Here is a 20,231-nt window from a genome sequence, read left to right on the forward strand (position 1 = left end):
TTGCCAATGCAGTAGTGGGAGAAGCAAGAATCCCCCTGCTTTAGCTGAGGGGAGTGTCAAGCCATTGTAGAAACTGCCGAATTTCACCGAAAGCCCCGATTCGGTGAAAAATATCATAGCAGGAATATTTTTTGTAATGTATACTATATTTGTTAGGGAATCTAGATATACCACAAAGCAGAAAGGAAAAAAGCGTATGAGAAGAAATTGGAAAAAAGCTTTATGTGGCATTTTGACAGGTTTTATGATTGCAACGGCGGCACCAGCTGCGGTTCCGGAGTTGATCAGTGCGACAGAAGTACAGGCGGCGATAGACGTAGCAACGCCGACTATGTCTTCTATTAAGATCTCCGGCAGGAATAAGATTATTTTCAGCTGGAAACAGGTAAAAGGAGTTGCCGGATACCGGGTATACCGCAAGACCGGAAACAGCGGATGGAAAACAGTAAAAAACATCACAGGAAGCAAAAATGTTACGTTTACCGATACAAAAGTAAGTACCGGAGTAAGCTATACTTACACAGTGAGAGCTTACCGGAAATCCGGAAAAAATACGATCTGGAGTAGCTATAATAAAAAAGGACTGACAGCAATCGCAGGTCTGAATTATCTCACCCTGAATAAGACCAGCCTGACACTGGCACCGAAAAAAACTTATACACTGAAGATCAAAGGCACCAGTCTGAAACCGTCATGGAAGAGCAGCAACACAAATGTTGTCAAGATAACTTCTGCCGGAAAGATCACCGCGGTAAAAACAGGAACAGCGGTTATCACAGCGACTCTTGGCGGCAGAAAATTCACCTGCAAGGTTACTGTAAAGAATCCGACCTCGGCTAATACCAGATTGACGCAGAATTATAGCAAACTGAAAAAATACATCAGTCAGAAAGGTAAATATACTGAAGACGGAAATCAGTTTATAAATGTCAAAGTAGATAAAGAAAGTACTCTGATGATCGGTTATCTGAAGAAAGAAGATAAGATAGATATTGGGATGTTGCTCTCTATGCCTTCAGATGGAATCCTTGCCGGACTGGATATTATCGGAAACTGTGTGAAATCTGATACGGTCAGTGTGAAGTCCGCCCTGTCTACAAATGAAGTCTTTCTGCTGGTGACTTCTTCTACAAAAGCATCTGCTTATAAGGGTCAGAATCTGACTTTCTTGTATACAAACGGAAAAAAAGCGATGACAGATCTGCAGGATTCTTCCAATATTATGATGAAAGCGACAATGAAAGTAGCAAATGATTATCTGAAAAAGAATTTAAATCTGACAATGAAAGATCTGGGATTCACTGCTTATAAATAAAAGTTACTGTTCACTCTGCAAATAAAACCGGCAAATAAAACCAAAATTTATTGTTCTTGACATGAAGCAGAATCGGAATTATACTAAACCATGTAAATAACAGGGGAGCTTGTGATGGCAGGCTGAGAGGAAGTCTTCAACTTCGACCCTTATACCTGATTTGGATAATGCCAACGTAGGAACGTATAAGATGAATTTACGGGAGATACTTTGGTGTATCTCCTTTTTTATTGGATGCGGATGTTTTTATCCGATTGAATACGTAAGATCAGGATTTACAGGGAAGGGATCAAGAGCGAACGCTTTTAACCCCGGTATCGACAATTGAATATTGGGAAATTTGAGAGTGAACTGAGTTCATGAAGGGGTGCACCACCGCGGGTGTATTTCTTTGTGAACTCTTTTTTTATTGACGAATAGCTTTTGAAGTTTCCGGAAAGGAGAGATCATGATCACAGTAAATGGTGAAAGCAGAACATTGGAAAAGCCGGTGACAGTAACAGAATATCTAGAAGCATGTAACTATGTTCCGGTGCAGGTTGTAGTAGAGCTGAATGAAGAAATCATTAAGAGAGATACTTACGATACAACAGTACTGAAAGATGGCGATGTTGTGGAGATTCTGCAGTTTATGGGCGGCGGAAGCTGCTGATGTCGCTATAGAGATAAAATTAGGTAGATATACCACGGCAGTAACTGACAGATAAGTTACTGAAAAAATGCAGATGAAGAATGATCTGGCAGAAGAAGGCGCTGGTTATAAATCGGTGGAAATATTTTCTGCAAACAGACATAAAGAAAGGTGGACATAAAAAATGACAACAGCAAACACAAATGAAGACAAACTGATCCTGGGAGGCCATGAGTTTACTTCCCGTTTTATCCTTGGTTCCGGAAAATTTTCCCTGGAGCTTGTAAAAGCATGTATTGAAAAAGCAGGAACTCAGATCGTAACACTTGCCCTGCGCCGTGCAAATGAGGGTGGACTTGCGAACATTCTGGACTATATTCCGAAGAATGTTACGCTTCTTCCGAATACGTCCGGCGCCAGAAATGCAGAAGAGGCAGTTCGTATCGCAAGACTTTCCCGCGAGCTTGGATGCGGAGATTTTGTAAAGATCGAAGTTATCCATGACTCCAAATATCTTCTTCCGGATAATTACGAGACCATCAAGGCAACAGAGATCCTTGCAAAAGAGGGCTTTGTAGTTATGCCATACATGTATCCGGATCTGAATGCAGCCAGAGATCTGGTGAATGCAGGAGCTGCCTGTGTAATGCCACTTGGCTCTCCAATCGGTTCCAACAAAGGAATCTGTACAAAAGAATTCATCCAGATCCTTATCGACGAGATCGACCTTCCGATCATCGTGGACGCAGGAATCGGCCGCCCGTCACAGGCATGTGAGGCTATGGAAATGGGTGCTGCAGCAGTTATGGCAAATACAGCCATTGCAACTGCAGGAGACGTCCGTGTTATGGCGGAAGCCTTTAAGAAAGCTATTGAGGCAGGAAGAAGTGCATATCTTTCCGGTATGGGAAGAACTCTGGAGAGAGGTGCAAGTGCATCCTCACCGCTGACCGGATTTTTGCATGAGTAAAATAATGACAGTATATTGAAAGACTCGGAAATATACGGTTATTAAGGGGAAATCTGTGTAGCGAAAGCGGATTGCGAATATTCACTTGATGCAGATCAACCAGAGCAGAAAAGAAAACGAATGGCTAAAAACAGATACTGAAATATTACAAATTTGAAAATAATAAAAGTACGAGAGGAGCGACACAACAACAATGGCAGAAACAGTACAGGCCAGTCAGCAGGACGGCCATTTTAATGAAAGTATTGTAAATGAAGAAATTCTGGAAGATATGAAAAAGAACCGTATCGATCACATGAAGTACCTTCCGGATATGGAACAGCTGGAAGAATCTGATGTAATGGATCAGGTTATTTCCGCAATGAACGCATATGATTATGATAAGTACACAGAAGCGGATGTACGGAGAGCGCTTGTTCATGACAACCGTACACCGGAGGATTTTAAAGCACTGCTTTCACCGGCAGCGCTGCCTCTTCTGGAAGAAATCGCACAGGCTGCACGGATCGAAACAAGGAAACATTTTGGAAACAGTATCTGCATGTTTACACCGATCTACATTGCAAACTACTGTGAGAACTACTGTATTTACTGTGGATTTAATTGCCACAACAAGATCCGCCGCGCACAGCTGAATGCAGATGAGATCGAGAAAGAGATGGCAGCCATTGCAGAAACCGGACTCCAGGAGATCTTGATTCTTACCGGAGAGAGCAAAACGAAATCTAATGTGGAATATATCGGAAAGGCTTGTGAGATCGCCCGGAAATATTTCAAGGTAGTCGGTCTTGAGGTGTATCCGATGAATTCTGATGAGTACGCATATCTTCACAAATGCGGCGCAGATTATGTGACAGTTTTCCAGGAGACTTATAATTCTGATAAATACGAAACTCTGCATCTGGCAGGCCACAAGAGGATTTTTCCATACAGGTTAAATACACAGGAGCGTGCGTTAAAAGGCGGCATGCGAGGTGTTGGTTTTGCGGCACTTCTGGGACTGGATGATTTCCGCAAGGATGCTTTTGCAACGGGATATCATGCATATCTTCTGCAGAGAAAATATCCACACGCAGAGATCGCTTTTTCCTGCCCGAGACTTCGTCCGATCATCAACAACGACAGGATCAACCCGAAGGATGTACACGAACCGCAGCTTTTGCAGGTAGTTTGTGCATATCGTCTGTTTATGCCGTTTGCAAGTATTACTGTATCCACCAGAGAGTGTGAGCGTGTCCGTGACAATCTGGTGAATATCGCAGCAACCAAGATCTCTGCAGGTGTCAGCACCGGAATCGGAAGCCATGTGGATGATATTGAGGATAAAGGTGATGATCAGTTTGAGATTTCCGACGGAAGGTCTGTGGACGAAGTCTTCAACGCCCTGAAAGACCACGGACTGCAGCCAGTCATGAACGACTATATTTATCTGTGAAAACACGACAGAAGAGGATAACTTCTGTGGAATATGTGGAAAACCACCCACCCCGGAGAATGTTTCTCCGGGGTGGGTGTGGATAACCATAAAATAAAAACGGATAGAAAATAAAGGAAGAATTTGTCGGAAGAGTAATGATGATTTTTTAGTCCGGGTCTGATAAAATAAATATAACAAGGAGGACGATTAAGAATAATAAAATTCACATAAGATAAAGAGTCAGAGTAAAATTACAAAAGCATTTTCAAGGCACAGCCGATAACGATACTGAACTAAAAAAGAGGTGCCACATGGCAAATACAAAACATGAAGATGCTATTATGAAAATGGGATTTGATTATTTCCGTGATACGATCCTGAAAAGTCTTGGAATTGACTATGAATTTGTGAATCTTGGTCCTACAGAGCTGATAGAACTTACTATTCATTCTTTATATATGGATTTTACATTTCTGACTAAAGAAGGATTTTATATTCATATAGAATTCCAGACAACCGACAAGGGAGAAAATGATTTGCGCAGATTTCTTGCCTATGATGCGGTATATTCACATAAAACAGGAAAAAATGTTATAACCTATGTGATTTATTCAGGTGGAATCAAATCGGTTAAGACAGAATTGAATATGGGACTGTTTACATATCGGATACAACCGATATATCTCAAGGATAGAAATGCAGATGAGGTTTTTGAAAAAATACGACAAAAACAAGAAGACGGAACAGAGCTTACGGAAGAAGATTATGCAAGCCTATCGTTGACACCATTAATGTCTGGGAATATGAAGATTAAGGAAAAAATCAAAGAAGCAGTTATACTATCCAAAAAGAAACGTGGCCTAACAGCAGAAAAAACAATGGCAATGTTATATACTCTGGCAGATAAGTTTTTGGATAGTAAAGATCTGGATGAGATTAAGGAGGTTATATCTATGACAAGACTTGGACAGATGTTGTTGGATGAGGGAATGGAAAAAGGAATGAAAAAAGGAATGGAGCAGGGACTGCTTTTGTCAAAAAAACTTCTGGAAGAGAACCGTACAGAAGACCTTGATAAGGCTATGAAAGATGAAAATTATATGAAAAAGCTGCTGGAAGAATTGAATATCAAATAAAAAATCACCAGAAATACTGTAAATACAAGGCTGATTACGTTTTCTGTAAATATTCTGAAATGGAAATTTTTATACGGAATCATATGTTTATTTACCGATTTCCGGGATTTTTCTGCTGTTTTTTAAGGTAGGAATACCAGGAATTTTGGATAGCATGAAAACGGTTTCCGATTCTATAGTTTTCATAAAGACTTACTCGTGTTTATAATAAGCCAACAACAAAAATAAAGGCAGAAAAACAGGAGGAAAAGTATTATGAAAAGAAAATGGAAATCAGCAACAGCAGCCCTTTTGGCAGCAGTAACCATCGGAAGTCTTACAGGAGCAACCGCTTATGCGGCGGACAGTGTCAGCATTACAAACGTATCCTATGACCCCACCAGAGAGCTCTATGAACAGTATAATAAGATCTTTCAGAAGCATTGGAAAGAAAAGACAGGGCAGGATGTGGACATCACACAATCCCACGGAGGCTCAGGAAAACAGGCACTTGAGGTTGCCAACGGACTGGAAGCAGATGTGGTAACACTGGCACTGGAGTATGATGTGGATGCGATCCAGGATGCAGGACTCATCGATGACGGATGGGTGGACGAATTTCCGGAGGACAGCGCTCCCTATACTTCGACGATTGTATTTCTTGTGAGAAAAGGAAATCCGAAGAACATCAAAGACTGGGACGATCTGGTAAAGAAAGACGTAGGTGTGATCACACCAAACCCGAAAACCTCCGGCGGAGCAAGATGGAACTATCTGGCAGCCTGGGCCTATGCAAAAGATAAATATAACGGAGACGAGGACAAAATTAAAGAATTCATCGGAGATCTTTACAAAAACGTACTTGTCCTGGACACCGGAGCCAGAGGCGCAACGACCTCTTTCGTGGAAAACGGACAGGGTGATGTACTGATCGCCTGGGAAAATGAAGCCTATCTTTCCGTAAAGGATTATCCGGACGATTACGAGATTGTAACACCAAGTATCAGCATCCTTGCACAGCCATCTGTAGCAGTAGTCGATAAAGTCGTAGACAAAAGAGGCACCAGAGATGTGGCAGAGGAATATCTGAATTATCTCTATTCCGATGAAGCACAGCGGATCGCCGGTGATAATTATTACCGTCCGTCAAACCAGGATATTCTGAAGGAATACTCCGATGTGTTTGACCTGGACATCAATCTTGTCACCATTGATGATTTTGGTGGATGGAAAAAGGCACAGGAAACACATTTCTCAGATGGAGGGATTTTTGATCAGATTTACGAAGGATAGACAGCAGAAGATATAGTCGGACACAATAACGCAAAGAAGCTGCAGAACAGTGAAAAAACAGAGTCTGCAGCTTCTTTTATGTAAATATTGTGAATCACAAGGGATCAGGCATGGCTTCCTTCGGTCAGGGAACAGCCGTCCATTATACGGATCCCGTTTATGACATCCAGATAAGTGTCATACATTTCCTTCCATTCATCAGAGACGTCCTTGGAGTACTGGCTGATGGTGGACAGAAGATCGTATTTTTTGCCGTCGACGGTTTCGATACGGCCGAGATAGCCCTGCCATACACTGTCCAGAGGCTGGTCTTCGCCATCGTAATATCTGGCTTCCAGAGTCAGTACAGGAACATCCTCATTGTAATAAGTCAGTTTATATCCACCATTTTCGGTTTCGGTTGTTTCATAATGGCAGAGATATTTCCAACGCTCCGGAGTGAGGACCTGGAAGTAATCCGTCATGGCCATATCCACACGCTCTGCGTAAACGAAATCTATGGATTTGATCAGCTCTGTGGCTTCCTTTTCGGCGGCCTTATCATAGGTGTCTGACGGAGTCAGGACAAAAAGTCCGAATGTATAATCGTCAGTCTGGCATACAAGAGCATCTACATTTTTTTCTTCTTCGTTGACTTCGGTTAAGTATTGATATTTCGTGGCAGGATAAGATTCAAAGGTAAGATCTTTTTTGGTGATGATCTCACCCTTTACCGGATAGTATTCTGCCAGAAAACCCTTCAGGGAAGAATCCGCCAGAGAGGAATTCGGTACTTTTAAAACAAAGGCAGTGCTTTTTCCGCCATTTACGGAACGCTGCTCGAAATAACCTTCTTTTTCGGGCATGGATTCTCTGATCGTATCATCGGCAGGGAATCCAACCCGCATATGAAGCTCGCCGCGCTTTTCCGATTCGGAGGAATCTTCCGTGTTTGTATCGGAAGAGGAATTTGGGTATGAAGAATCGGAATCCTGCGAGGAGGAGTTTCCACTGGTATCGGAGGATTCTTCTGAAGAATCTCCGGAGGAGGAATCAGTTTCAGAATCGGAATATTCCTGAAGATTACCGTAGTCATCAATATAATATTTATCTCTGGAGCCAATATATGTGGTTCCGGTGGCATCTTCCAGCCACACACTGCCGTCCTCATAATAATAATGAGGCTCAAAATAACCGTCCTGTTCGGTCCAGCCGGCATCGTTGCCTTCCATCAGTTCACCGGAATCCGGGTCAGGGGCATAATTACCTTCCCCGATATATTCATCCTCGGAACCATTGCGGTACCAGTAATCTCCGTTTTCATCCTGCCAGATGTACTGACCGTCATCGGTTGGAGGGTCAGAAGCGAGGACCGGGACTGCAGATATGGAAAGAGCGATCGCGCCTGTTAAAAGAACTAAGATTTTTTTATGCATAGGCACCTCCTGATAAATTGCGCAGCAGTTAGCTGCTTACTATTCTTTGATCATAAATTTTTACAAATAAAAAAGATCTGTCTGTTAAGTACATTGTAACAGACAGATCCCGATATCCGGAAATGTGAAGAAAAAGAGACATTTACGGAAAGCTGCGTACAGGTCTGGAAATATGTTATCCGATCGTGAAAAGGCCGGCTTACCGGCAGGTAAAAAGATATCCCTTCCCATAAACCGAGACAATGTCATACTCATCGGTATCTTCGGCACCGATCTTGGTCCGGAGGTTAAAGATATGCCGCCGTACCGTGCTGGTATCTGTTCCTGCACAGCTGCCCCATACCGCTTCGTAGAGCTCTTTTGCAGAAAAAATCTTCTCCTGGTTTTCTGCAAGGAGACGCAGCAGAGAGAATTCGGTCCGGGTAAGGCCTGTGTCGGCATTATTGAGATATGCATGGCCATCCGAAAGATCTAACCGCAGGCTGCCGATGGTGATCTGACGGGAGGACTGAAATTTTTCTTTTATTTTTTCTTCCATTCGTTTCTGGCGTTCCAGAAGCATCTGGATCACGGCCAGAAATTCATCGAAATTATAAGGTTTGGTGAGATAATAGTCGCCTCCCTGCTGAAGTCCTTCTACCCGATCCCGGATATCACTTTTTCCGGTGAGAAAAAGAACCGGATTCATGGTCTTTTCGCGGAAGCGGCGGCAGATATCCAGACCGTTTCCGTCCGGAAGCATAATGTCCAGGATCAGAAGATCCGGCAGCTGTTCTTCAAGCTGATGATAGGCTTCGGCGGCTGTCTGTGCAGTGCGGACATCGTAGCCACGGCGCCGCAGCATCCGGCAGTTGGTATTCAGCACCTGTTCTTCATCCTCGACCATAAGGATAAGTGATTTCTTTTCATTCATTTATGATTCCTCCTCCGGAAGTGAGAAGAACACCTGAGTTCCCTCGCCTTCTTTACTTTTCAGCCATATTTTGCCGCCATGGGCAGTGATGATCTGATGACAGACATAGAGGCCTATGCCGTGCCGCCAGTAATCCTTATCAGCGGAAACATAACCCTTGAGTGCGTTTTTTCGCATTTCTTCTGACATGCCGGTTCCGGTGTCGGAGACGCAGATGGTCTGCCAGCCCGGTTCGCCGGTAAGAGAAATGGTGATGGTTCCGTTTTGGGTGTGACGCTCTGCATTGGAGATCAGATTGGTGACAACCTGGATCAGCCGTTCCGGATCAGCAGAGATTTCCGGGAGTCCGGATTGTGTCGTAAGGACCAGCTGATTGTTCTTTGAGCTTGGATGACTGCAGTAGTCTTTTTTTACAGAATACAAAAGACCGGACAGATCTGATGGGACAAGGGAAAGGGCAAGCCGTCCCTGTTCAATGGAAACCGTATCCATCAGATCCAGCACGATCCGGTCAATCCGCATTACCGACTGTTCAATGGTGCGGAGATTTTCCTGCATAAGAGAGAAATCCAGAGGCTCTTCCTCAAGGAGCTCGGAGGTGTCCCGCGCGTGGAGGGAAATGGAACTCAGAGGATTTTTAATCTCATGGGCAACGGTGGTCAGGAAGGTGGACTTGGCATTATCAAGGGAGCGCAGTCGCAGATTCTGTTCCTCCAGAAGGAGCTGCTGCTGATTATATTCCTTCAGATGAAAATAGAGAACACTGCCGCAGACAATACTTACAGAGACAAACGCCAGAAGGATATCTGCCAGCCGGTCTGCTTCCGTGGCAAAAGGAGTTACAGTGTTCGGGAAATGGTATGCAACCAGACACAGTCCCATATAAAGGAGAATCTCCAGCAGGGAAACGATCAGAGCGCGTCTTTTTTCCAGCATCAGCACGGTAAAAATAATAGCAAACACAAAGAATGCCGGCATGCCGCCACGATAACCGCCGCTGGTAAAAAACATCACCGGAAAAACGATCAGAAAAATCACGACAATGGTGATCAGGTAGCAGCGCTGATATTTTCCACTGTAATAGGAATAAAGAAAAAGCCCTCCGGAGATTGCAACCAGCGCAAAATTGATCAGTACATTTCCCCAGGAACCGGTCCCGAGGCTGAGAAAGGCCATGATCAGGCTGATCACAGTACCTCCCAAGGCGAGGATGTTGAACAGCCGAACGCGGAAATCAAGGATGGGACTGAATAAAGAGTGAAAAATATTTCGGAGCTTTGGGTTTATATTGATAAGGATCACCTCCTGTTCTTAATGTGGGTTTGTTGTATGTCTGCGAGCATCTTTCTTTTGGTGCTGTGATTATCGTAACTGCTATAATTGTATCATGCTGTCGTATAGTTGTGTACACAAAAAAATACATTTAATCCCGTTTTCCTATTGACATACTATGAATAGTAGGTTAATATAAGTGTCAACAAAAGAAAGGGAAGAGGCTATGAACGAATACGGCTTTAATACAGGGCTGCTCCACGGCACCAACGAGAAATATCCACAGGGTGCAACACAGGTTCCAATCTATCAGAGCAGCGCATTCCGACATGACAGCGCGGAAGACCTGGAGAAAATTTTTGACAATAAAAAAATGGGCTTCTCCTATACAAGGATCAACAATCCTACGGTAGAGTCCTTTGAGAAGAGAGTGACCATGCTGGAGGATGGGATCGGCAGTGTGGCCTGTGCTTCCGGAATGGCAGCGCTGACCAATGCGTTTCTGAACATTCTTCAGGCGGGAGACGAGATTGTGGCAGCCTGCGGACTGTATGGCGGAACTGTGGAATTGTTCGATGATCTGAAGCCTTTCGGGATTTCTGTAAAATATGTGAAAGAGAATAAGCCGGAAGCTTTTGAGGCAGAGATCACAGAGAAGACGAGAATTGTTTTTGCGGAGACCATTGGCAACCCCAAGCTGGATGTTACCGATATCCAGGCAGTTGCGGAAGTGGCACATAAGCATGACGTACCGCTGATCGTAGACAACACCGTGGCAACTCCGTATCTGATCCAGCCGCTGAAGCTTGGGGCTGACATCGTGGTTCATTCCTCTTCCAAGTATATTAATGGAAGCAGTGATGCCATCAGCGGCATTCTTGTCTGTGGTAAGGGTCTGAAATGGGACCCTGACCGATATCCGGGACTTGCTCCATACCGGAAATTCGGACCATTTGCATACATCGCCAAACTTCGAAACGGACTTTTCCGGAACACTGGCGCGTGTCTTGCTCCGCAGAATGCTTTTCTTAATAATCTGGGACTGGAAACCCTGGGACTTCGAATGCAGAGACAGTGTGATAATGCACTGGAGCTTGCGAGATTTTTACAGGGACTGGGTGGTGACATTGAAGTAAATTATCCGGGACTGGAAGAAAGCTCTTATCACGAAATTGCAAAAAAGCAGTTTAAGAATGGCTACGGAGCTATTGTAACCGTAAGAACCGGAAGCAAGGAGAAGGCTTTTTCCATTATTAATTCATTGAAGATCCCGCTGATCATCTCCAATGTCGGAGATACGAAGACCCTGGTGATTCATCCGGAATCCACCATCGCGGCACACATCTCCGACGAAGAGAAGTTGCAGTCCGGAGTATTCGAGGATCTGATCCGTATCAGTGTGGGAATTGAAGATATTGAAGATTTAAAAGAAGATTTCAAACAAGCGATAGAAAATAACCGATAAAATCTGGTACACCGAAAACGATGTACCAGGAGCTGCACCAGCAGAGAAATGGAGAGTTCGTTATGGCAAAAGTAGATTACGCTACATTAAAAAAAGGTGGTTTCATGAGACAGAAGCAGAAAAATAATTTTTCCCTTCGTCTTGCCTGTGTAGGCGGTACACTTACCGCAGAAAACCTTAAGAAGATCGCAGAGGTAGCTGAGAAATACGGTGACGGATATGTACATCTTACTTCCAGACAGGGAGTTGAGATCCCGTTCATTAAATTAGATGATATTGATGATGTAAAGGATGATCTTGCAAAAGGCGGATGTAAGCCTGGTGTCTGCGGACCGAGAGTCCGTACAGTTACAGCCTGCCAGGGCAACGCTGTCTGTCCAAGTGGAAATATCAACAGCTATGACATTGCGGTGAAATTAAATGAGAGATATTTCGGAAGAGAGCTTCCTCATAAATTTAAATTCGGTGTTACCGGATGTCAGAACAACTGTCTGAAGGCAGAGGAGAATGATGTAGGGATCAAGGGAGCAGCTGAGGTCAGCTGGAAAGAGGATGCATGTATCCACTGCGGTGTCTGCGAAAAGGCCTGCAGAGAAAACGCCATCTCTTTTGAGGATGACAAGCTGGTGATCGATACAGAGAAATGTAACTACTGTGGCAGATGTGCGAAATCCTGTCCTGTGGATGCATGGGATGTAAACGAAGCATATATCGTTTCCTTTGGAGGAACGTTTGGAAATCACATCAGCAAGGGACAGGAATTCCTTCCGCTGATCACCTCTGAGGAGCAGCTTTTCAGAGTGACCGATGCAGCGATCCGGTTCTTTGAGGATCATGCAAATCCGGGAGAGCGTTTTAAATTTACCATCGATCGGGTAGGCGCTGAAAAACTTCAGGAAGTTTTGAAAGGAGCATACAATGGCTGATATTAAGATTGATGATACAGTAGATATTACTGATGTAGTTTGCCCGGTAACCTTTGTAAAAGCAAAAGTAGCACTTGAGGAGCTGGATGACGGACAGATCCTGGCGATCAAAATGAACGATGGCGAGCCGGTACAGAATGTGCCGAGAAGCGTAAAGGAAGAAGGACATCAGATCCTGAAGCTCGAGGACAATGAAGACGGAACTTATACACTGATCGTAAGAAAAGTTGAAGAATAGGAGAACAGAGAAATGACAATCACAGTTGCAGGAAATAAAAAAGAGTACGAAGACGGACTGAAGCTTACAGAGCTTATTGAGAAAGAGGATATTGAAAGTCCTGAGTATGTAACCGTAACTATCAACGATGAATTCATCAGCAAGGCAGACGTTCCGGAAACAGAGGTAAAGGACGGCGACGTTGTTGAGTTCCTGTACTACATGGGAGGAGGCGCAAGATAATGGCTTTTACAAATGAGCAGCTTGAGAGGTACTCCCGCCATATCATCCTGAAAGAGGTTGGAGTAAAAGGTCAGAAAAAGCTTCTGAATGCCAAGGTTCTGATCATCGGAGCCGGCGGACTTGGATCACCGGCAGCCCTTTACCTTGCAGCTGCAGGTGTGGGAACCATCGGGATCGCGGATGCAGATGAGGTGGATCTTTCCAATCTTCAGCGACAGGTCATCCACACAACTGCAGATGTCGGCAAACTGAAGGTAGAGTCCGCGGCTGAGACCATGAAAGCAATCAACCCGGACGTTACTGTAAATACATATCATACCTTTGTAGATTCCAGCAACATCATGGATCTGATCAAAGATTACGATTTCATTCTGGACGGAACGGACAATTTCCCTGCAAAATTCCTGATCAACGATGCCTGTGTAATGGCTGAGAAACCATTTTCACATGCAGGTATCATCCGTTTTCAGGGACAGCTGATGACTTACGTTCCGGGACAGGGACCATGCTACAGATGTGCATTCCAGAGCCCGCCGCCAAAGGACGCCGTACCGACCTGTAAGCAGGCTGGCGTGATCGGAGCCATGGGCGGCGTGATCGGAAGTCTTCAGGCAATGGAAGCGATCAAGTACATCATCGGACAGGGTGATCTTCTTACAGGAAGACTTCTCACCTACGATGCACTGAAGATGACCTTCCGTACCGTGAAGCTTCCGAAGAATCATCATTGCCCGGTATGCGGCGATGATCCGACGATCACAGAACTGATCGATTATGAGCAGGCTGTGTGTGAATTGAAACACTGAAAATTAAGTATAGAAACCCATTGGAGGCTGTGAAGAAATGCTGAAATTAAAAAAAGAAGATTACAAGAAAATATTAGACCACTGCAGAAAAGGACTTCCCAATGAGTCCTGCGGCCTTCTGGGCGGGACCATTGAGGGCGATGTAAAAACCATCGAGAAGGTGTATCTGCTGACAAATATCGATGAAAGCAACGAACACTTTTCCATGGACCCGAAGGAACAGCTGAGTGCGATCAAAGATATCCGTCAGAACGGGTACCAGATGATCGGAAACTTTCATTCTCATCCGGAGTCTCCGTCAAGGCCTTCCGAAGAAGATAAACGACTTGCATTTGACCCGAACATCGAATATCTGATTCTCTCCCTTATGGATGCAGAAAATCCGGTGTTGAAGGCCTTTGGCGTAGATAAAGAGAAAAATGTAACTGTACATGAGCTTCAGATAACAGAGTGATGAGTATGAAAAACAGATTAAACACAAAGGAAATTACAACAGATGTGCTGATCATAGGCGGCGGTACCGCAGGCTGCTATGCGGCGCTGGTTCTCTCAGAACAGAAAGTCGGCAGGGTACTGATCGCAGAAAAAGCAAATATCAGACGAAGCGGCTGTCTGGCAGCAGGTGTTAATGCCATCAATGCCTACATCGTAAAAGGCCGCAAACCGCAGGACTATGTAGATTATGCCACAAAGGATGCCGCCGGTATCGTAAGGCAGGACCTTCTTCTTACAGCAGCGGAGAATTTCAACGAAGTTACCGCAAAAATGGAGAAGCTTGGGCTTGTGATCCTGAAGGATGAAAATGGTGATTATGTAGCCAGAGGAAACCGTAACATCAAGATCAACGGCGAAAATTTTAAACCCCTTCTTGCTGATGCAGTCCATAAAGCTGAGAACGTAGACGTTCTGAATTATGTAAATATCACAGACCTTCTTGTAAAAGACGGACAGGTTTACGGAGCGGTTGGTTTCTCTATTATGGAAGAAACAGCATACATTATCCGGGCAAAAGCAGTTCTTGCTGCAACAGGCGGAGCGGCCGGACTTTATAAACCAAACAATCCCGGATTTTCCAGACATAAGATGTGGTATCCGCCGTTTAACACAGGTGCCGGATACGCAATGGGAATTCTGGCAGGTGCGGAGATGACGTCCTTTGAGATGCGTTTTATCGCACTTCGCTGCAAGAATACCATTGCTCCTACGGGAACCATCGCACAGGGCGTCGGCGCAAAACAGATCAATGCAGCTGGCGAGATCTATGAGACAAAATACGGACTGACCACAAGCGAGAGAGTTTACGGAACAGTTCGGGAAAATCAGCTTGGCCACGGCCCGTGTTACCTGAAGACTACAGGGATCACGAAGGAACAGGATGAAGATCTTCTGAAGGCTTATCTCAACATGGCACCGAGCCAGACTCTGAAATGGATCGAAAGCGGAAAGAACCCCAGCCAGCAGGATGTGGAGATCCAGGGAACAGAGCCGTATATCGTAGGCGGTCATACAGCCAGCGGCTACTGGGTAAATACAGGCCGTGAAACTACGGTAAAGGGACTCTATGCAGCAGGTGATGTTGCAGGCGGATGCCCGCAGAAATATGTAACAGGAGCTCTTGCAGAAGGAAAGCTTGCAGCATTGGATATGGTGAAACAGTTTGGTGCGGGAACTCTGAAAGAGGCTGATATTCAGACAGAGGCGGCGCTCAAGGTTCAGGAAGAGAAGATCCTTTCCCAGTATGAAAAGTTCCGTAATGAAGATGCTCCGGCATTTTCCATTGAGGAGCTTGAGGAAGCCATGCAGAAAGTCATGGATGAATATGCGGGAGGAATTGCTTCTAATTATCAGTTTAATGAGAAGCAGCTTGCTCTTGCAGATGAAAAAATCCTTCAGCTTCAGGCTCTTGCCGAAAAAACAGCGGCAGCAGGTATGCATGAGCTGATGTTTGCATATGAACTTCGTGAGCGTCTCATTGTGTGCCGTTCACTGATCGCTCATCTGAAAAACCGCAAAGAGACCAGATGGCATTCTTTTAACGAAAATCTGGATCATCCGGAAACAGATGAGAAATTTTATAAATATGTAAATTCGAAACTGGAAAACGGCGAGATCAGGATGATTTTCCGTGACATTGTAAAGGAGGACACATATGAGCATACGAATTGATCAGAAAAAATGTGTTGGCTGCAGAAAATGCAGTGAAGTATGTCCGGGAACCCTGATCGTCATGGAAGACAAAAAAGCCGTGATGAAATATCCGAAAAACTGCTGGGGCTGCGTTTCCTGTGTAAAGGAATGTAAAGCCGGTGCCATCGACTTCTTCCTTGGTGCAGATATCGGTGGTAACGGAAGTATCATGAATGTAAAAAGCGAAGGGGATATCCTTCACTGGATCATTACAAAAACGGACGGTTCTACATCCGTGATCGATGTGGATCGACGGAATTCGAATAAATATTAGACCAGAAGATAAGTGCTGCCGGTTCTGGCGGCCGGAACAGGAGGATGAGATCAGATATGAGTGGATTATCACATTTGGATGAGCTGGAAGCAGAGGCAATTTATATCATCCGTGAAGTTGCAGCAGAGTGCGAGAAGCCGGTAATGCTTTATTCTATAGGGAAAGACAGTTCTGTAATGCTTCATCTTGCAATGAAGGCTTTTTATCCTGAGAAACCGCCATTCCCGTTTCTTCACGTAAATACGACATGGAAATTTAAAGAGATGATCGAGTTCCGTGACAAAACCGCGAAGGATCTGGGGATCGAAATGCTTGAGTACATTAATCAGGATGGTGTGAAGCAGGGAATCAATCCTTTTGACAGCGGCTCCGCATACACAGATATCATGAAAACGCAGGCTCTGAAGCAGGCTCTTAAGAAATATGGTTTTACAGCTGCTTTTGGCGGCGGTCGTCGTGACGAGGAGAAAAGCCGTGCAAAAGAGCGTATTTTCTCCTTCCGTAACGCAGAGCAGGCATGGGATCCGAAGAACCAGCGTCCGGAGATGTGGAAGCTTTATAATACGGAGATCAATAAAGGCGAAAGCATCCGTGTTTTCCCGATTTCCAACTGGACTGAGACTGATATCTGGCAGTACATTAAGAGAGAAAATATCCCGATCGTTCCTCTTTATTTTGCAAAAGAGCGTCCGGTTGTATACAGAGACGGAAATATTATCATGGTGGATGACGACAGGATGCGCCTGAACCCGGGTGAAGAACCACAGATGAAAAAGGTGCGTTTTCGTACTCTCGGATGCTATCCTCTGACAGGTGGTATCGAGTCTGACGCGGAGACACTGGACGAGATCATTGACGAGACTTTAAGCTCTGTGGAATCTGAGAGAACCACACGTGTTATTGATTCCGACGGCGGAGCTGCCAGCATGGAAAAAAGAAAGAGAGAGGGGTACTTCTAGGATGAGCGGATTACTGAAATTTATCACTTGCGGAAGTGTAGATGATGGAAAATCTACACTGATCGGTCATATTCTTTATGATTCCAAGCTTTTATATGCGGATCAGGAAAAAGCCCTTCTTCTGGACAGCAAGGTAGGTTCCAGAGGTGGTGCCATTGATTATTCTCTTCTTCTGGATGGCCTGATGGCAGAACGTGAGCAGGGGATCACCATTGATGTTGCGTATCGTTATTTTACAACCGATAAAAGAAGTTTTATCGTTGCGGATACTCCCGGACATGAGGAGTACACAAGGAACATGGCAGTTGGAGCTTCCTTTGCTCAGCTTTCCATTATTCTTGTGGATGCGAAGCAGGGGGTTCTGGTTCAGACAAGGCGTCATGCACGTATCTGCGCTCTGATGGGTATCCATCATTTTGTATTTGCTGTTAACAAAATGGATCTTGTTGATTACAGTGAGAGTCGTTTTAATGAGATTGTAAAGGATATCAATGAGCTTTCTGAGACTCTGGGGCTTCAGGATGTTGTGATTATTCCTGTCAGTGCTACAGAGGGTGATAACGTAACGAAGAAGTCTCCGAATATGCCCTGGTATACGGGTAAAGCTCTTTTGGAGCATCTTGAGACTGTGGATGTTTCAGAGGTTGAGAATGTCAGCGAATTTTATCTGCCTGTTCAGCGTGTTTCCCGTCCAAACCATGAATTTCGCGGTTTCCAGGGCCAGATCGAGAGTGGCCGGGTTCATGTAGGCGATATCATCACAACGCTCCCAAGCAACGAGACAGCGGCTGTTAAGACGATCCTGGTGGGTAGTGGTGATCGTGAGGAGGCTGTTGCCGGCCAGGCTGTTACGATCCAGCTGGATAAAGAGGTTGATGTAAGCCGTGGATGTGTTCTTACCAATAATAATGAGATTCCTGTTGCAAAGGGATTTGAGGCTACTCTTCTATGGATGGATGATTCCAGGCTTGAAGTGGGCAAGGAGTATCTTGTGAAGCTTGGTACCAAGAAGATCGCAGGTGTGGTTAAGAGTATTGAGTTTAAGACGGATGTAAATACCGGGGAGCATCTGCATGCAGATACGATCGAGAAGAATGAGATCGCTCTTTGCAAAATCGGTCTTTCTGATAAGGTTGTGCTGGATGAGTTTAAGAGGAATAAGACTCTTGGTGAGCTGATCCTGATCGACCGTGTGAGTCATATGACTTCTGCATGTGGTGTTGTGGAATCGGTTGATACTGAGGGGGAGAAGCCTTATTTCCAGAAGGATGATGTGAAGGTTGGCGGTTATGTTTTTGAGGAGTTTTATTTTAACCTTGAGAATGCGCTGCTTTCCAAGGCGGATAAAGAGGTTAAGACTTATTATGTAGGGGATGTGGTGCCTGTTGAGGGTGACAGCTTTGAGTATCCGGGCTATTTTGATATTGTTTCTCTGGAGGATAGCGCGGCTGTTCTGATCCGTGATAAGAGGGTGCAGGATATTATTCCGCTGGATGAGTATGTGTTTATGGGGCTTCCTGTTGTGGATGAGAGAGGTTTTGCCCTGGAGATCCGCAGTAATGATGATTATCAGATGTTTTTGAGGGAGTTTGAGGCTGCTGATAATAAGTCGGAGTTTCATAATAAGTGGTTTAAGTTTGAGACTTACAGGAGGATTGTCTGCACGGATAATTTCTGGATGATCTGATGTTGGGTTACTTATAGTTTCTATAGTTATGTGTGTAAGAGGCTGCATGTGCGGCCTCTTTTCTTTGGGGGTTGCGGGATTTCGTGGTTTGACGGACGCCGAGGAGCTGGCATATGGGCGGGACAGGCTTCGTCGGTGGAAACTACTAAGACTCTGAAAGGTGGCTAAAAGCGTTTTCCAAAAGTCCGAACTCGCTGCGCTCAGACAGCGAACTTTTGAAAAACAACGCCACCTTCCAGAGCCTAAGTAGTTGTCACACCTCCTGCAGAGCGCCCCGCCCATATGCCAGCTCCTCGGCTGTGCACACAGGCCGGTTGCGGAAAGTGAACAGTTCGAGATAGTATTCAATGATGCATGGCAGTAGAGTGTCATACAGAAATTGTTCAGGAGGAATGTTGTATCTAAGAATCAGCTCGGCACAACGTTCCGGAATAATATCGGCTCAGACAGTAATCAGCTTGGCATAAGATTCCATAATAAAAGTCAGTCGCATTATATATCGAAGATGTAGCGCTTGTTCCGTGCCCAAGAGGGTGGGGGGCAGGGAAGCCCTCGGACTTCGGAACTCTGAGATGGACTTCCCCTGCGCTGTCCACACGGACAGCGTGTCGTGCGTAGCCACCTGTCTAAGGGGATAATATGATTGGTCAATCGCGCTAAGATAAAATTAATGTAAAAAAATGAAAAAAAGGTGTTGACAAAACTTATATCTTTCGGATATAATTAACCATGCGTTTCGGATGAAAACACAGAAGAAATGCACTCCAATTTAATAAGAAATTATAAGTTCGGAGTCTGGAGAAGTACTCAAGAGGCCGAAGAGGTGCCCCTGCTAAGGGTATAGGTCGCTAACGCGGCGCGAGGGTTCAAATCCCTCCTTCTCCGTTATTTTTTTGAAAAAAATAAATTTTTCAAAAAAATAAAAAACTTGTTGACAAACGCTTGCGGATGTGATAAAGTAAACAAGCTGTCAGCGAGACAGAGATTCATCAAAAAAAGAGTTTGAAAAAAGTTGAAAAAAGTACTTGACAAACGATTTGAGATGAGATAAAATAAACGAGCTGTCTGAGAGACAGACGCAACAAACCTTGATAACTAAACAGTGAAACACATACGATTCTCGAAA

The 20,231-nt window shown here is 44.7% G+C and carries 19 protein-coding genes, 1 tRNA gene and 1 riboswitch; of the genes, 17 read left to right on the top strand and 3 right to left on the bottom strand.

Annotated elements, in window-relative coordinates; all coding sequences use genetic code 11:
* The first annotated feature begins 196 nt into the window (after nucleotides 1-196).
* From DW694_RS15975 to DW694_RS16000, 6 genes are all read left to right on the top strand, one after another.
* Complete coding sequence (locus DW694_RS15975; protein WP_182465515.1) at nucleotides 197-1,315, top strand: Ig-like domain-containing protein; 1,119 nt, start codon at nucleotides 197-199, stop codon at nucleotides 1,313-1,315.
* 91 nt (nucleotides 1,316-1,406) lie between these two features.
* A riboswitch (TPP riboswitch) is annotated at nucleotides 1,407-1,514 on the top strand.
* 249 nt (nucleotides 1,515-1,763) lie between these two features.
* The gene (gene thiS, locus DW694_RS15980; protein WP_015526603.1) at nucleotides 1,764-1,967 is read left to right on the top strand and encodes a sulfur carrier protein ThiS; all 204 of its coding nucleotides are present in this window, start codon (nucleotides 1,764-1,766) and stop codon (nucleotides 1,965-1,967) included.
* 163 nt (nucleotides 1,968-2,130) lie between these two features.
* Nucleotides 2,131-2,916, top strand: coding sequence for a thiazole synthase (locus tag DW694_RS15985; RefSeq protein WP_021650468.1), 786 nt, complete (start codon nucleotides 2,131-2,133; stop codon nucleotides 2,914-2,916).
* 271 nt (nucleotides 2,917-3,187) lie between these two features.
* Entirely contained in the window at nucleotides 3,188-4,351 is a 1,164-nt protein-coding gene (gene thiH, locus DW694_RS15990; protein WP_353615835.1) for a 2-iminoacetate synthase ThiH, read from the top strand.
* A 293-nt stretch (nucleotides 4,352-4,644) separates the two neighbouring features.
* A complete protein-coding gene (locus DW694_RS15995) occupies nucleotides 4,645-5,469 on the top strand; it encodes a hypothetical protein (protein ID WP_110104204.1) in 825 nt (274 codons plus the stop codon).
* Nucleotides 5,470-5,724: 255 nt separating this feature from the next.
* The gene (locus DW694_RS16000; protein WP_118753314.1) at nucleotides 5,725-6,741 is read left to right on the top strand and encodes a sulfate ABC transporter substrate-binding protein; all 1,017 of its coding nucleotides are present in this window, start codon (nucleotides 5,725-5,727) and stop codon (nucleotides 6,739-6,741) included.
* A 104-nt stretch (nucleotides 6,742-6,845) separates the two neighbouring features.
* Here the strand turns inward: DW694_RS16000 and DW694_RS16005 are convergent, their stop codons facing one another.
* From DW694_RS16005 to DW694_RS16015, 3 genes are all read right to left on the bottom strand, one after another.
* A complete protein-coding gene (locus DW694_RS16005) occupies nucleotides 6,846-8,156 on the bottom strand; it encodes a hypothetical protein (protein ID WP_118753315.1) in 1,311 nt (436 codons plus the stop codon).
* A 199-nt stretch (nucleotides 8,157-8,355) separates the two neighbouring features.
* Complete coding sequence (locus DW694_RS16010) at nucleotides 8,356-9,069, bottom strand: response regulator transcription factor (protein WP_021650464.1); 714 nt, start codon at nucleotides 9,067-9,069, stop codon at nucleotides 8,356-8,358.
* On the bottom strand, nucleotides 9,070-10,260 hold the full coding sequence (locus tag DW694_RS16015; protein ID WP_286187248.1) for a HAMP domain-containing sensor histidine kinase: 1,191 nt from the start codon (nucleotides 10,258-10,260) through the stop codon (nucleotides 9,070-9,072).
* Between the two features lie 280 nt (nucleotides 10,261-10,540).
* On the opposite strand from DW694_RS16015, the gene DW694_RS16020 reads away from it, so the two are divergent.
* From DW694_RS16020 to DW694_RS16070, 11 genes are all read left to right on the top strand, one after another.
* Nucleotides 10,541-11,806 (top strand): aminotransferase class I/II-fold pyridoxal phosphate-dependent enzyme, encoded by a 1,266-nt coding sequence (locus DW694_RS16020; RefSeq protein ID WP_353615834.1) that lies wholly within the window; start codon nucleotides 10,541-10,543, stop codon nucleotides 11,804-11,806.
* A gap of 62 nt (nucleotides 11,807-11,868) precedes the next feature.
* Nucleotides 11,869-12,732 (top strand): 4Fe-4S binding protein, encoded by an 864-nt coding sequence (locus DW694_RS16025; RefSeq protein ID WP_118753317.1) that lies wholly within the window; start codon nucleotides 11,869-11,871, stop codon nucleotides 12,730-12,732.
* The gene (locus tag DW694_RS16030; RefSeq protein WP_015526613.1) at nucleotides 12,725-12,970 is read left to right on the top strand and encodes a sulfurtransferase TusA family protein; all 246 of its coding nucleotides are present in this window, start codon (nucleotides 12,725-12,727) and stop codon (nucleotides 12,968-12,970) included. Before DW694_RS16025 ends, DW694_RS16030 begins: the two co-directional genes overlap by 8 nt.
* Nucleotides 12,971-12,982: 12 nt before the next feature.
* Complete coding sequence (gene thiS / locus DW694_RS16035; protein ID WP_021650460.1) at nucleotides 12,983-13,192, top strand: sulfur carrier protein ThiS; 210 nt, start codon at nucleotides 12,983-12,985, stop codon at nucleotides 13,190-13,192.
* Nucleotides 13,192-13,998 (top strand): thiazole biosynthesis adenylyltransferase ThiF, encoded by an 807-nt coding sequence (gene thiF, locus DW694_RS16040; protein WP_118515984.1) that lies wholly within the window; start codon nucleotides 13,192-13,194, stop codon nucleotides 13,996-13,998. Before thiS (DW694_RS16035) ends, thiF begins: the two co-directional genes overlap by 1 nt.
* A gap of 37 nt (nucleotides 13,999-14,035) precedes the next feature.
* A complete protein-coding gene (locus DW694_RS16045) occupies nucleotides 14,036-14,452 on the top strand; it encodes a M67 family metallopeptidase (protein ID WP_118753318.1) in 417 nt (138 codons plus the stop codon).
* 5 nt (nucleotides 14,453-14,457) lie between these two features.
* Nucleotides 14,458-16,164: an adenylyl-sulfate reductase subunit alpha gene (locus tag DW694_RS16050; RefSeq protein ID WP_118753319.1), complete on the top strand. Its 1,707-nt coding sequence runs from the start codon at nucleotides 14,458-14,460 to the stop codon at nucleotides 16,162-16,164.
* Complete coding sequence (locus DW694_RS16055; protein WP_015526617.1) at nucleotides 16,148-16,459, top strand: ferredoxin family protein; 312 nt, start codon at nucleotides 16,148-16,150, stop codon at nucleotides 16,457-16,459. The genes DW694_RS16050 and DW694_RS16055 overlap by 17 nt, the downstream gene beginning before the upstream one ends.
* A gap of 56 nt (nucleotides 16,460-16,515) precedes the next feature.
* Complete coding sequence (cysD, locus tag DW694_RS16060) at nucleotides 16,516-17,418, top strand: sulfate adenylyltransferase subunit CysD (protein WP_015526618.1); 903 nt, start codon at nucleotides 16,516-16,518, stop codon at nucleotides 17,416-17,418.
* A 1-nt stretch (nucleotide 17,419) separates the two neighbouring features.
* The gene (locus DW694_RS16065; protein WP_118753320.1) at nucleotides 17,420-19,105 is read left to right on the top strand and encodes a GTP-binding protein; all 1,686 of its coding nucleotides are present in this window, start codon (nucleotides 17,420-17,422) and stop codon (nucleotides 19,103-19,105) included.
* A 797-nt stretch (nucleotides 19,106-19,902) separates the two neighbouring features.
* Nucleotides 19,903-19,990, top strand: a tRNA-Ser gene (locus DW694_RS16070).
* Nucleotides 19,991-20,231 lie beyond the last annotated feature (241 nt).

This window comes from Ruminococcus sp. AM26-12LB (genome assembly GCF_003480785.1).
Taxonomy (GTDB): domain Bacteria; phylum Bacillota; class Clostridia; order Lachnospirales; family Lachnospiraceae; genus Blautia_A; species Blautia_A fusiformis.

Coding starts and splice junctions, on each gene's coding strand:
- DW694_RS16050 (WP_118753319.1), top strand. CDS start 14,458: ATGAAAAACAGATTAAACACAAAGGAAATTACAACAGATGTGCTGATC.
- DW694_RS15995 (WP_110104204.1), top strand. CDS start 4,645: ATGGCAAATACAAAACATGAAGATGCTATTATGAAAATGGGATTTGAT.
- DW694_RS16045 (WP_118753318.1), top strand. CDS start 14,036: ATGCTGAAATTAAAAAAAGAAGATTACAAGAAAATATTAGACCACTGC.
- cysD (WP_015526618.1), top strand. CDS start 16,516: ATGAGTGGATTATCACATTTGGATGAGCTGGAAGCAGAGGCAATTTAT.
- thiS (WP_015526603.1), top strand. CDS start 1,764: ATGATCACAGTAAATGGTGAAAGCAGAACATTGGAAAAGCCGGTGACA.
- thiS (WP_021650460.1), top strand. CDS start 12,983: ATGACAATCACAGTTGCAGGAAATAAAAAAGAGTACGAAGACGGACTG.
- thiH (WP_353615835.1), top strand. CDS start 3,188: ATGAAAAAGAACCGTATCGATCACATGAAGTACCTTCCGGATATGGAA.
- DW694_RS16025 (WP_118753317.1), top strand. CDS start 11,869: ATGGCAAAAGTAGATTACGCTACATTAAAAAAAGGTGGTTTCATGAGA.
- thiF (WP_118515984.1), top strand. CDS start 13,192: ATGGCTTTTACAAATGAGCAGCTTGAGAGGTACTCCCGCCATATCATC.
- DW694_RS16010 (WP_021650464.1), bottom strand. CDS start 9,069: ATGAATGAAAAGAAATCACTTATCCTTATGGTCGAGGATGAAGAACAG.
- DW694_RS15985 (WP_021650468.1), top strand. CDS start 2,131: ATGACAACAGCAAACACAAATGAAGACAAACTGATCCTGGGAGGCCAT.
- DW694_RS16055 (WP_015526617.1), top strand. CDS start 16,148: ATGAGCATACGAATTGATCAGAAAAAATGTGTTGGCTGCAGAAAATGC.
- DW694_RS15975 (WP_182465515.1), top strand. CDS start 197: ATGAGAAGAAATTGGAAAAAAGCTTTATGTGGCATTTTGACAGGTTTT.
- DW694_RS16005 (WP_118753315.1), bottom strand. CDS start 8,156: ATGCATAAAAAAATCTTAGTTCTTTTAACAGGCGCGATCGCTCTTTCC.
- DW694_RS16030 (WP_015526613.1), top strand. CDS start 12,725: ATGGCTGATATTAAGATTGATGATACAGTAGATATTACTGATGTAGTT.
- DW694_RS16065 (WP_118753320.1), top strand. CDS start 17,420: ATGAGCGGATTACTGAAATTTATCACTTGCGGAAGTGTAGATGATGGA.
- DW694_RS16000 (WP_118753314.1), top strand. CDS start 5,725: ATGAAAAGAAAATGGAAATCAGCAACAGCAGCCCTTTTGGCAGCAGTA.